Raw genomic sequence first — 13,158 nt, 5'->3', positions numbered from 1 at the left:
GGCTTCGCTGAACGGTAATAAGAAGACCATCGGTTCGCAAAAGCAATCCCTCGGCTTCTCAGAACGGCAGCCTATTGGCGGTCAGCCGATCGGCTCGACCGGACGGCTACGGCTGGAGAGACAGCTTGAGCGTCTTGACCTCGAACGGGTCGAAGGCCAGCTCGACCGCTCCGCCGGATATTTCCAGCGGGTGCTGCTTCTGCTCCATCAGATCGGCCAGCCACGCTTCCGAGAGAGCGAAGCCCGCCCGCACCGTCGTCTTCAGTCTCGTGCCGGCCGTCTCGTACAGCCGGATGACGAGGTCTCCGTCATCTTCGGCGCGCTTCACCGCCTCCACCATCACATGCGGATGGTCCGGCAGCAGGAACGAGCGTCCCTCCTCCCAGCCGGATGATGCTCCCGCCGACGGCATATCGGCCGCTGCGGCTGTCTCGGCTGCAGCCGCGCAGGCGGACACCGCCGCCTGAACCGCCGTCGGCTCGGCACCGTCCCCGGAGGACCGGACGGACGGCGATGCCGCGGCCACGGTCCGCAGAGGCACGTTCAGCTCGTAGCCGCGCCGGTAGATGCCGGCCTGGACATGGTCGCCGGCATGCGGATACAGGGAGTAGGTGAACTCATGCTCGGCCCTGTCGGCTTCCGGATCGGGATAGGACGGGCTGCGCAGCAGGTTGAGATCCAGCTCGCCGCCCTCGGCGCGGTGGCCGTACTTGCAGTCGTTGAGCAGCGCCACGCCGTAATCGGGCTCGGACAGATCCGCGTAGTGATGGGCGCAGATCTCGTCCTTGGCGTAATCCCACATCGTGTTGCGATGCGTCGGCCGCTTCAGGTAGCCGAACTGGATGTCGCAGCTGACGGAATCACAGCGGATGCCGAGCGGGAACGACGTGCGGAGCATCTTGCCCGATTCCTTCCAGTCGACCTTCGTCTCGAAGTCGATCCGGCGGCTGCCTTCCGTCAGCACCACCCGCTGGACAAGGATCGATCCGCCGAACGCATACCGCATGGTCAGGCCGGCCTTCGGCCCATCGGCGAACGCCTCGACCTCCTCGAGCCGCAGCGACGTTCCTCCGGCTGCCCGGTAATCCTGGCGGAAGTCCCAGGCGTCCCCGTCATCGGAGTAGACGCGCAGCGCGTTGGCGCCCCGTCCCGGCTGCACAAGCTCGCGGCCGGCTTCCTTGTCGAGGATGGACGTTATGCCGCCCTCCGCATCGAAGGCCAGCGCCAGCAGCCCGTTCTCGATGACCCGGCCCTCGGCCGAAGCCCGCAGATCAGGGAATTCGGCGGCATCCTTCGCCCCGGAAGCCGCTCCTCCCACCGTAACGAAGCCCATCGCAGGCACGCGCACGAGCTGCCAGCGGCCGTCCAGCCGGAGCCATTCCTCCCGCTCCCAGGGGAGCGAGTTGAAGACGGCCGTGCCGGATGCGCCGCCTGCCGCGCTGGCGTAAGCCGCCTCTGTCATCCGTTCCGTTTTGTCCAGAAGCACGGCGTACCGTTCCAGCGATTCGTCGTAGACCCGCTTGATCGAGGAGCCCGGCAGAATATCGTGGAATTGATAGAGAAGCACTTCCTTCCAGATCTCCTCCAGCTCCCGGGCCGGATACGGACTGCCGTCCGCCATCCCGGCGAGCACGGCGGCGAATTCCAGCTCGCGCAGCGCCTTCTCCAGCTTGCGGTTGTAGCGCTTGCTCCGGCCCTGGCTTGTCAGCGTTCCCTGATGCTTCTCCAGGTACAGCTCTCCGCGCCACGTCTCGTAGCGCTCCGCGCCCTCCGCGAGCCGCTCGAAGAAGCGCGAGGACGGCTCCTGCTCCACCGGGCTGAGACCGAGCAGATCCTGCTCCCGGGCGAGCCGCTCCAGATGCTCTTCTCCCGGTCCGCCCCCGCCGTCGCCGATGCCGAACAGCATGAGCGCGCGGTCGGATATGCCTTTGTCCAAATACTCCTGCTCCGCCTTCACGATCGAGCGCGGCGCCGCCGGACTGTTGTACGTATCCTCCGGAGGCATATGCGTCAGCACCTGCGAGCCGTCGATTCCCTCCCACATGAACGTGTGGTGCGGATGGCGGTTGTACACGCTCCAGCTCAGCTTCTGCGTCATCATGTAATCGACGCCGGCCTTCTTCAGCAGCTGCGGCAGGCTGGCCGTGTAGCCGAATACATCCGGCATCCAGAGCGACTTCATCTCCTGGCCGAACTCCTGCTGGAAATACCGCTTGCCGTAGAGCAGCTGGCGCACGAGCGATTCGCCTCCCGGAACGTTCGTGTCCGACTCGACCCACATCGCTCCCTGCGGCTCCCAGCGGCCTTCCGCGACGCGTTCCTTGATCCGTCCGTACAGCTTCGGATAATGGATCTTCATCCACTCGTACAGCTGCGGCTGGCTCGCTCCGAACACATAATCCGGATAGCGCTCCATCATGGACAGCGCCGTCGAGAACGTCCTGGCGCCCTTGCGGATCGTCTCCCGGATCGGCCAGAGCCACGCCAGATCGATATGCGCATGGCCGACGGCGCTGATCGTCAGGACGGGATCGCCGCCGCGCTTGGCGAGCTGCTCGCCGAGCAGGCTCCGCGCCTGCGCGATCTCCTCGTCCGTCAAGCCCGCGAGCCGATGCGAGGCGTCATGCAAGGTGCGGAAGATCCGCTCCTTGCGGGCGGAGCCGGCAGGCAGGCGCTCCGCCGTCTCCAGCAGCACCTCGAAATCGTAGTACAGCTGCCGCAGCTCCTCCCGGCAGATCGCGACGACCGCTTCCTTGAGCGTGCCGCTGCGGTAGCGGCCGAACAGGTCGTTGCAGCCCGCGTCGCCCCACAGGTCGATGGCTTCGTCTCCGCTCGAGCGCTCGCTTACATGCACGACCCGCTTGCCGGGCAAGCCGAGCGAAAAGTCGAACTCGGAATTGATGTTGGTCAGCCCCTGGACCGGCGACCCGTCCTCGTCCACCAGGCAAAGCTCGCCGTTCACGTCGATGAGCAGCACGACCTTTTCGTCCTTCGCCCGTTCCGGCACGGAACCGGAGAAATGGAACCAGGCGCAGTCCCACAGCTCTCCCCAGCGGTCTCCAGCCTGAAGCTGGACCGGCCGTCCCGACCGGCGCCTCCCCGTAGGGCACCGGCTCGGGCGTTACCCAGGCCGATACGGCAAGCTCGGCGACCGGCTCGTATATATTCGCCTGCAGGCGTCCCAGCACGCCTCTCAATTGTTCAGGCCGGATGACTTCGTATGGCATGCTTTAACCGTCTCCTTTATGCAGGCTCAGCCTCTATTTCTTTTCCCAAGCTCAAATCCAACTATAATATATCTATTGTATATGTTCAATATGTTTTTTAGAAAAAAAGGAATAAAAAAAAAACGGTCCCTTGAAGGAACCGGATTCTAAAATAAGCAGCTCAATTCAAAAACGGCTCCGCCGCCTTGAAGGCGAAGAGCCTTCTGCAAGGAGTTGTCCTGCAAGGAGTTGTCCTGCAAGGAGCCGTCTGCAAGGAGTTGTCTGCGGGGAGCCTTCTGCGGGAGCGCGCGGCATATGCCGGAACGATCCACCGCAAAGCGTCGTCATCCTTGAAGCGGCGGACCCGATGTCGTCTGGCGGACGACAAGCTCGGGCTCCAGCAGCGTTTTCGTGTAGCCGCCTCCGGCTCCGCCTTTACGTATGACCTCCAGCAGCTTTTCGGCCGCCCGGCTGCCCATATCGAATTCGAACTGCCGGATATGCGTGAACATGCTGAATTCCTCCACGATCGAGGTCGGATCGTCGAAGCTGACGATCGACAGATCCTCCGGCACGCGCAGTCCGGCCTGCAGGGCCATCTGGTAGATCTGCACCGCGAGCCGCCCGTTCAGCGTGATATAAGCGGTCGCCATCCGGTTGCGGATATACCGGAACAGCGGATGAGTCTCCGCTTTCTTGAGGCTTTCCACCCGGAAGCCGGTAATCATGTGGGCGGGATTGATGAGCGCCCCTTTGTTTTTCAGCTCGTTCATGTACCCTTCGAGACGCTCCTGAACCGTAACGGTCTGCATCGGCGAGTCGGAGCAGATCGCGATCTCGCGATGCCCGAGCTCCCATAGATGGTCCACCGCCAGACTCGTGCCCATCCTTCCGTCGGATGCGATGTAATTCGTCTCCACCCCCGGCAGATAGCGGTCGATCAGAACGAACGGAAATCCGGAGAACTTCATCGCGAGAATTTCTTCATTGTACTGCTCCTCGTCCACGGGAAAGATCAGCAGCCCCTCGGCCCCGATCTCCTTCAGCGTCTTGATTGCTTCCTTCTCCTTGTCCACCTGGCCTCCGGAGAGCAGGATCACGCTTCGATAACCCTTGTCCTCAAGCGCCATGCGCACGCCGTCGATTAGCCGGATGGCGAAATAATCGTCGATGGAAGGCATGACGAGGCCGATCAGGCCGCTCCGCCGTCTCCCCGCTCCCCGCTCCGGAGCCGATAATGCCGCGCCCGGCTGCTGCAGCGGGAAATCCGGGGCGGCCTCTTCAGGCTGCCGGCCGCTCACGAAGGTGCCGCGTCCGGGCACACGGGAGATCAGCTTCTCGGCAGCCAGGCCGGACAAGGCGTTGACGACCGTGATCTTGCTTACGTTGAACCGGTCCATCAGCTCTTTTTCCGTCGGGATCCGGTCGCCTTCCTTCAGTTCGTTCGAATCGATAAGATCACGGATGTAATCCTGAATTTTCTGATACAGCGGAGTTCGATCTGTCGAGCTCATTTTCCATCACCAGTTTCGGTCCGAGATTTGTATATATAATATATTCTTGCTTATCGTTGCGCAACCGTTTCCCATTCCTCCTCCCTGGGCACAGAGCCGCAAATCCCTTTTGAAGCTCCCTGCTTCGCCAGAACTAAACCTCCGCCTTTCGGCGTGTTTTCCCTGCATTCTTTGTCGAAGTGCTTGAATTATATATGTATAATATATTTAATATAAATGCAAGCGCATTCAAACCTGATTAATTCGCCACTCCCGGATCAAGGAGGTGAGCCTCGGGAGCGCAGGGACCGTTCTCCCGAACAAGGCTTGGAAAGCAACCTATTCCGAACAAAAGAGGTGTTTCGTGATGATTCGCAAGCTTGCGGCAGCCAGTCTTGCATTGGCCTGCACATTGTCCTTCTCCTTCGCCGTCTCCGCCGAGCCGGATGCCCAGAAGGAGAATCGCTCCCCGTCCGGCTCCATTTCCTGGCCCCAGCAGCAGCAGCTCCCCCGCTTCGCCAAGGCCAAGCAGCTTGAAGTGGCGGATATCTATGACGCCCCCGGCGATGTGAAGCTGCTTTTGGCCACGCTCCAAGGCCTCGTCAACCGCAGCGAGCCGCGCATTTATTTGCTCGAGAGCAAGGAAGAAGGCAAGTTCGCCTGGCTGAACGATCTCGACGTCCCCTACAAAGTCCGCGACAGCGAATGGTCGCTGCTGGACAAGTTCAAGAGCGAGGTCAAGGGCATCATCGTTTATGACCCTCAAGTACCCGATTCCATCAACGTGGCGACTACCCTGGCGGGAATCAAGGATGCGGTCGCCGCAAGCCCCGAGCTGGCGAAAAAGCTGACGGCTTCTCCTTATTCCTTCAAGGTGCTCGACGATCTGCAGGGCCGCTTCAAGGACCGGCTCGATGCCTACACCTGGCAGTACGAGCATCTATGGAGCCAGACGACCCATCGGATGCTCGTCGGCCTCAGTCCCGATACATCCATCCGCCTGCCGTCCACCGGCATCCCAGCCTCGTACAAGACGGTCGCGCAGGAGACGTCGCAGGAGCGGGACGCAGGCAACCGCAAGGTGTACGATCTCGACCTGTCGCCTTACCTCGGCCAGCAGTCGGTCTATCTCCGCTTCGACGACGCCTTCCCCGAGGACGGCTGGGGACCGGCCGTTCACGAGGTTGCCGTCAAGGCAGACGGGCAGACGATCGCCAGCTTCGTTCCCGGCACTCCCGCGGAGGAGCCGTTCCTGTACGACGCCCAGAGCTCCCAGGTTTCGGCCGGCAGCGGCGGCCACCGCTTCGCCGACAACGGACGTTATTTCGTCTACCGCTTCACGCCTCCGGCAGGCACCAGGCAGCTGACCGCATCCGTCGAGATGTGGAACCAGTTCAAGGTCAGCGCCGGCAGCGAGCAGCCGGCCTCCTCCGAGCAGAAGGAGCCTTACGGCTACCTGCGCGACTACGCCGTCGCGAACAGGGCGATGGTGTTCTGGCTCGACTCCAACGTGCCGGCGCAGCGGGAGCTGTTCGAGCGCATCCTGTCGGATGTGCAGCCGGGGACCCCTTATCTCGGCTGGTTCAGCAACGATACCGTCGGCGAATTCAGCTCCGTGGAGATTACCTCCCGGCACAGCGTGTACGTGCTTGCCGCCGACTGGTTCAGCAACATGACCGTATTCTCGGGCGGCAGATCGGTAGCGGCGCCGCTCAAGGCGGCCAAAGCTCCGAAGCTGCAGAACAAGATCTATGTCACCTATACGTTCAGCGAAGGCGACAACTTCCAGTACAACCAGCATCGGATGCGCGTCCTGTGGGACGATCCCGCACGCGGCAAGGTGCCGCTCAACTGGACATCCAGCCCGCTGCTGTACGACGGCGCTCCCGCCATTCTGGACTACTACCTGAAGACGGCGACGCCGAGCGACCAGCTCATCTCCGGACCTTCGGGAGCGGGGTACTTCTACGCGAACGCCTGGCCGGACAGCACCTTCCCGTCCTATTTGAAGTCAACCTATCCTTACTTGAAAAAAACCGGCATGACGATCCCGTACGTGCTCAACCGCATCGACAGCGAGAACGTTCCGCTCAGCGACGCGAAGGCGAAAGCCTATGCCGACGAGTATCACGCCCCCGGCCTGTTCCTCAGCTGGGAAGACCGCTTCGGCGTCGAGCTGGCCAAAAACAAGCTGCCGATCTCGACGATCCAGGGCATCGGCACGGTCAAGGACGGCCAGCGCATTCTGGCGGAAGCCAAGGCGAAGTGGGACGGCAAGTCGCCTCTCTTCATCTCGCTCGGCCTGCTCGCCTGGAGCTTGACCCCGACGGACGTCGTCGCCTTGAACGGCTCTCTCGGGCCGGAATTTGAAGCCGTCAGAGCCGATCAGTACTTCTCGCTCGTCCGCGAGGCGAACGGTCTGCGGCCTTAAAGTACAGATCCGGCGGCCAACGCCGCCTGCTGAGATTCAAGCCCCTCTCATCAACAGGACGATGCGTTGTCCTAGGCGTCGTCCTGTTTGTGTTTTTGGGCCGATAAGCAGATGTAGGAGCCAGGCATCTGCATCCTGCACGATATAGAAGAACACATAGGATGAGAGGCAAGGAGAAGCAACGATGCCGCCAAATGGGGGGATGCTGTTTGCGGTTGAACAGCACCTCACTACTTGCGGCTTAGTTTCTTTCCCTTACAAAACACGTCCAACCGGATACGATCCGACAGGTAGAAAGCAAATTGCTTCGCTTCTTCCCATTGATGCCGCAGCTCCATTTCCTGTATCAATCCGCCGTGTTTCAATACTACGGCAAACTTTCCATCTTTCGGTTCAATTCGGATTTGATCCATGTCGCCCATTTCTACCTCCCGCTATTGCTGGAACACCGGAGTATTCGTCATGTGTTCAACTTCATTTGACCGAAGGGACGGCATGTTGAAGTTGGACGTTATTTTAATTAAAAACACATAGAAAACGGAACCCGCAATCCAGCGAGGCTCCGTTTTGGTTCTTGCGGAAAAACTAACCAGTACGTTGAAGAGGCTAAGTTGATCCTGGAGTGCTTCAGCAAAAAATAGATGGCAGAGAAAACTTATTCCATTATCTCTTTTCTCCACCAAGCACTCGTTGGAATTTCCTTGGACGTTATGATAACAGATTCGCCGATTTTTGGAGTTGCGATGTTGACCTTTTGTTCGGACGCCGCTTTTGTGACCCGTTCTATGGGATCAGTCCATAAGTGAAAGGCTAGCGTGAACGCTCCCTAATGAATGGGAATCAAGAGCTTTCCTCTAAGATCAAGATGAGCTCGCACCGTTTCTTCAGGCTTCATATGAATCAAAAACCGTTCGTCATATTGCCCGCATTCCATCATTGTCAAGTCGAACGGTCCGTAAATCTCACCGATTTCCTTAAAGTGAGGACCATAGCCGCTATCTCCACTGAAGTAAACCCTCGTGTCGCTCCCGACGATGACCCATGAGCACCACAGGGTAGAATTACGGTTGAACATCCCTCTTCCTGAGAAATGCCTCGCCGGCATACAGGCCAACGTAAGACCGTCAATCAAGAGCTCTTCATACCACTGGTGCTCAGAAATTTTTTCCGGTGCGACTCCCCATTTGATCAAATCCCGCCCTACTCCTTTTGGCACGATAAATCGATGGGTTTTATCCTTTAGTTTACGGATTGAAGAATAGTCCAAATGATCATAGTGATCATGGGATAAGATAATCGCATCCATCGCGGGAAAATCCTCTGGCTGAAGAGGCAGCTTCCTGCTGTATCGTTTCTCGCCAACCCAAGGAATTCGAGTGCCTAGCATCGGATCAAAGAGAAGTCTTTTATTCTCTAGTTCAAGTAGAAAAGCCGAATGGCCAAACCATGTTACACGTGCAGCATTCGGAACAGTCATTATGTCCGCTAACGTAAATGTCTCTACAGCAAGATTAGTTGCAGGCTTTAGTCTCCCTCTTGTTAATAGAGCATCCCTCAGTAAGCTAAATATTGTCGCTAAACCCATTCTCATATCGGTCGGAATCTGATTTTCATATTTTTTCATGGTTGTTCTCTGTGGTTTATTCATCATCTTCACAACCCATCATTTGTGTAGGGCACGCTTTCAAGCCGTTATATCCCTCTAACTCCGGCTGATTTCAGCAGCGGGCTCGTGTGGAGCAGCATATTGGGTTCCTTTATCTAAATCCCCATTTACATTCTGGTTTCGTTTTTACACACCCGAGTATTTCTTTAAAGATCGGCAAAGCCCCAGAAAATGTACATGGTACATCACTGAGGCTTTTATCGTGCTCTACATGAACAATAGCTGGTTTGGGTTATTTGAAACGTTACTTTCCTTGACTATTTTTCCATGCGGTTTGCCCCAACAGTTCCCGCAAAGTAGTCATGTACGTTTCTTCCGACGTGGTCCATCTCAGTCTGGCCGTTTCTTCCGCATCCGGACCTGCAAGAAAGCGTAGTCGGTCAGACTTATCGTTGGCAGCAGCGTAAATCTGGCCGGCCACCTGGTTCACATCAGCATTACCAAATGGAAAGGTCATCATGCATTGCATCATGTGATCGAAATAAGGCTTGTACGATTCTGGAACGGACGCATCTTGGGATGCGGACATGGTGTTCGACCCGAAGCTTGTCGTTAGCATGGAACCTGGCTCCACCAGTTTGAGGGAGATATTTTGCGATTCAAGCTCGTAGGCCAGCGATTCCGACAGTCCTTCGACTGCATGCTTTGACGCTGCATAGACCGAAAAAAGCGGGAATGAGGTAAAGCCTATGTTCGAAGTGATATTTACAATGGTTCCGCCGCCTTGCCCGCGGAAATAAGGCGTAATCGCCTGAATGACGTTCATCGTACCGAAGACATTGGTCTCGAAAACCCCGCGGATAGCATTCATAGGTGTTGTTTCAAACACCGAGATGACACTGACTCCAGCGTTGTTCACAACCGCGTCAATCTTGCCAAACCTGGCGATCCCTGCCGAAATCGCGGCCTCGATGCTGGCAGGATTAGTAATATCGAGCGCCGTTACAAAAATCCGTTCGGGATTTTCCTCTGCCAAGCTCTGGTCCGGCTTGCGCATCGTCGCAACCACGTTCCAGCCCTCATTAGCAAACTTCTTGGCTGTAGTATGGCCTAATCCGGTCGAACACCCCGTGATCAATACGGTTTTTGTCATTGAGCTATCTCCTTCAACTCAGTTTTTATCGCTTCTATGTTAGCTTACTCGGTTATAGTGGCTCTAAGTCAATTCCATCTGTCTACTCCTTATTGTTAAGGGTTTGTAATTGACGCTATGTAAGTTCTGATTGTAAATTATATTAGAGTTACTCTAATCAATACAGGCGGTGAATGAACTCTAATGAGTCTGACTATTAAGCAAATTTCAAAAAAAATGGGCATTACTGCATATACACTTCGTTTCTATGAGAAAGAAGGCGTGTTGCCAATTGCTGACCGAGATGCGAAGGGGGTCCGCATGTTTAGCCAACACTACATCGATTGTATTGAGATGGTGCAAGCACTGCGTTCAACAGGGCTGCCACTATCAGAAATAAAACTTTACGTGGAGCTTTACAAGCGCGGGGATAGTACATTGCCACAAAGGAAACAGATGCTGATGCACCAGAGAAGCAAAGTGGAAGATCAATTAGCCCTATTGGTGAAAACACTGGAAAAGATCAATTATAAATTGGCGTTAATTGATGTCCAAGATAATAAATTTGAAAAGCTGCCATAATAGAAAGGGCAGCTTGAATGGTAAGCATAGTAGTGTCAGTAAGCTCAATCCTTAATCATTCTATATCCCCACCCGAATGCGCTTTTTGAACGTTAGTGAATCCAAGACGGCGACGGCTTAGCTCCGCAACTCGGAAATGGAAGCCAGAGCGGCGCTGCCAAAGAAAAAAATCGCCCAAGCTCGTCGAGGCAATCCAAGGCAATTGGCCCCCCGTCCCCCCGAGAGAGTATCCCGTTCGCAAATCCACTCCGAAGTGCTCGACTACTTCTGTGCACATGGTCATTGTTATCTCCAAGCAATGGAATATGAACACAATCCTATGAAAAACTATGCCCTCCAGTATGACTATTCCAGGATAAGAAGTATTAATTGAGCATTAAATTTGTACATATCTCATTTCCCCCGCGCTAAACTAGTAATCAAATATAATTATAATTTGAAGGTATAAAGTAATCCTTACATAAGGAGACTATTTCTCTGTTGAAGCCGATTATTGATAATAATGTCATTCCTTTTATTGAGAAAGTTGAACGCGAGGCTTGGTTGGATATGTGTGCTTCTGCACCGGAAAGCTATGTGAAAAGTTCAAATGTCTCCTTTACGCGTGTGGGATCAAGTATTGCCCTCGCTAATCGCGGGCTGCCCTATCCTGATTTCAACCGCGTTCTCGGCGTAGGAATTGGGCCAGCAAGCGAAGCGGAGCTGGAACTGGCACTCGCATGGTTGAAAGAACATGCGGCTCCGTCCTCTCCCTTGCAAATTCCGCCGCATGCCCTTTCTAAAAAGATTCTTGAGTGGATGAACACAAGAGGCTTGGAACGTGTTGGAAACGGCAAGGCCGTATTTTATCGAGATTCATCGCCTGTGCAAAGCCATCCAATCCCACCTACGCTTGATATCCGTCTCGTTGGAGCACCCTGCGCTGAAGACTTCGGCTTTACCGTACATGCGGGGTTCGGTGTGCCCGAATCAAACATCCCGTTTTTTTCGGCGTTGGCTGGACGGCCAAAATGGAAAACTTACGCGGCCTATGACGGTAATAAACCCGTCGCTTCCGCAGCCATGTTCATCGACAACAGCTGGGCCTATCTTGGGGTAGCTTCGACGTTACCGGAATATCGCGGCAGAGGGGCGCAGAATGCACTATTCAAACGGCGCATAACGGATGGAATTGCTGCTGGAGTTATCGGTTTTACCGGGGATACTGGACAACCGCTTGAAGGGGAAGAGCACGCTCACAAGTCTTACCGCAACTTTCATCGAGCTGGATTTAAACGTGTTTTAGTGCGTCAGAACTTTATCTTGAAATAGATCGATTTACTCTCATCAGAATCATAGCGTGCTCCCATGCTCCCATCATGCTTGTAACCAATTCATGCTGCGAAAGCTGAGTATATAACTACTGGCACAATAACATTGGCAGGAGAAAACGGACCGGGTAGGGCGAACGCCTTACCCGGTCCGTTTTTATAGGATGTTTCATGTTGGAACACGTTTGGAGAATGTCACTTGGTCACTGTGTTCCTACTGTACACACGAACAAAATCAATCATCATTGTTTGCGGGAATATCGTGGAGCCATCGGGATCGCCATCAAAATCTCCACCGACGGCAAGATTCAATAAAAAGTGAAACTTCTTATTGAATGGAGCCGGACTCGATCCTCCTGAACTAAACCATTCATTTGAGTTTCGTGTTTGATACAGCTTTCCGTCTACATACCACCGAATTTGGTTGGGTTCCCACTCAACGGAATAATCGTGATACCCATTATCCGGCAAGGTGTAGTTCGAACCGATATATTTCCATGGATTACCAAAGTGAACGGTTCCCATCACCTTTAACGGATCCGATCCTCGCTGCTCCATAATGTCAATTTCGCCGCTCGCTGGCCATCCGCCATACTCATAATTTGTCGGAAGCATCCAAATAGCCGGCCATATCCCCTTCCCGTAAGGAAGCTTGGCACGAACGACAAATTTGCCGTACATCCAATCTCCTTTATTCTTCGAAACCAATCGAGCGGACGAATAGGACATTCCGTTTATGTTTTCTTTAATCGCTTTAATTACTAAGTGACCAGAACCGTCTTGATAGGCGTTTTTCGTACTATTCGTATAATACTGTTTTTCCTTGTTCCCCCATCCGTGCCCGCCGATATCATAGCCCCATTTGCTGGGATCAGGAGCCGTGCCGTCAGCCCCGTCGAATTCATCGCTCCATACAAGAGACCAGTTGTCCGGCGCAGGTGCAGGCGCAGAATCTGAAGCGGAAACGATGAATTCTTCCCATCCGGACGCAGAAGTCCTGTTCGCATAGAGAATCGATCCTTGATTCAAGTCCACAGATACGTATAGATTGTTGGCTACAGCTTGAAGGGCTGTTTTTCCGTTCCCTCGATCGATTTTCCTGAATTTTTCCCAAGCTTGAATCGTAGACGCCCTTGCAATCAGTTTAGTACCCTGATTCAGATCAGCTGTGACATATTTGTTGTTGGCAATCGATAAGAACGATACGGTATTGTCCGAATTATGGATGACATTAAATTTCTCCCAATTTTGCGCAACTGCCCGGTTGGCGACAAGCGGACTCGCCCCTGCTTGATCCGCAGACACAAATTGATTATTTACCGCTGCTTTAATCGTGGAAGACATATAAAACCTCCTGAAATTTAATCAAGAGCATGCAGTCCAAATAGGAAGATGGCC

Annotated in this window: 8 protein-coding genes and 1 pseudogene; 3 read left to right on the top strand and 6 right to left on the bottom strand. The window is 54.9% G+C overall.

What is annotated here, in order from left to right; translation table 11 throughout:
* Positions 1–106: 106 nt before the first annotated feature.
* Positions 107–2,977, bottom strand: coding sequence for a glycoside hydrolase family 38 C-terminal domain-containing protein (locus BN871_RS13440; protein WP_232313032.1), 2,871 nt, complete (start codon positions 2,975–2,977; stop codon positions 107–109).
* A 573-nt stretch (positions 2,978–3,550) separates the two neighbouring features.
* Positions 3,551–4,720 carry a substrate-binding domain-containing protein gene (locus BN871_RS13435; RefSeq protein ID WP_048746564.1) on the bottom strand — a complete coding sequence of 390 codons (1,170 nt, stop codon included), beginning with the start codon at positions 4,718–4,720 and terminating at the stop codon, positions 3,551–3,553.
* Positions 4,721–5,066: 346 nt separating this feature from the next.
* Here BN871_RS13435 and BN871_RS13430 point away from each other — a divergent pair, with 346 nt between their 5' ends.
* Positions 5,067–7,130 (top strand): GxGYxYP domain-containing protein, encoded by a 2,064-nt coding sequence (locus BN871_RS13430; protein ID WP_048746563.1) that lies wholly within the window; start codon positions 5,067–5,069, stop codon positions 7,128–7,130.
* 230 nt (positions 7,131–7,360) lie between these two features.
* On the opposite strand, the gene BN871_RS13425 is transcribed toward BN871_RS13430, so the two are convergent.
* From BN871_RS13425 to BN871_RS13415, 3 genes and pseudogenes are all read right to left on the bottom strand, one after another.
* Complete coding sequence (locus tag BN871_RS13425; protein WP_021879350.1) at positions 7,361–7,552, bottom strand: hypothetical protein; 192 nt, start codon at positions 7,550–7,552, stop codon at positions 7,361–7,363.
* 233 nt (positions 7,553–7,785) lie between these two features.
* Positions 7,786–8,754, bottom strand: a pseudogene (locus BN871_RS13420) (MBL fold metallo-hydrolase).
* Positions 8,755–9,040: 286 nt separating this feature from the next.
* On the bottom strand, positions 9,041–9,889 hold the full coding sequence (locus tag BN871_RS13415) for an SDR family oxidoreductase (RefSeq protein WP_021879348.1): 849 nt from the start codon (positions 9,887–9,889) through the stop codon (positions 9,041–9,043).
* 183 nt (positions 9,890–10,072) lie between these two features.
* Here BN871_RS13415 and BN871_RS13410 point away from each other — a divergent pair, with 183 nt between their 5' ends.
* Together BN871_RS13410 and BN871_RS13405 are read left to right on the top strand one after the other, a co-directional pair.
* The gene (locus tag BN871_RS13410; protein ID WP_021879347.1) at positions 10,073–10,450 is read left to right on the top strand and encodes a MerR family transcriptional regulator; all 378 of its coding nucleotides are present in this window, start codon (positions 10,073–10,075) and stop codon (positions 10,448–10,450) included.
* A 480-nt stretch (positions 10,451–10,930) separates the two neighbouring features.
* Complete coding sequence (locus BN871_RS13405; protein WP_048746560.1) at positions 10,931–11,761, top strand: N-acetyltransferase; 831 nt, start codon at positions 10,931–10,933, stop codon at positions 11,759–11,761.
* 194 nt (positions 11,762–11,955) lie between these two features.
* On the opposite strand, the gene BN871_RS13400 is transcribed toward BN871_RS13405, so the two are convergent.
* A complete protein-coding gene (locus tag BN871_RS13400; protein WP_021879345.1) occupies positions 11,956–13,104 on the bottom strand; it encodes a glycoside hydrolase family 16 protein in 1,149 nt (382 codons plus the stop codon).
* Positions 13,105–13,158 lie beyond the last annotated feature (54 nt).

Origin of the sequence: Paenibacillus sp. P22 (assembly GCF_000469945.2) — a bacterium.
In the GTDB taxonomy this organism is placed as follows: domain Bacteria; phylum Bacillota; class Bacilli; order Paenibacillales; family Paenibacillaceae; genus Paenibacillus_O; species Paenibacillus_O humicus.
Note: the sequence above shows the minus strand (reverse complement) of the source record. Positions and strands in the feature narration are given on the sequence as shown.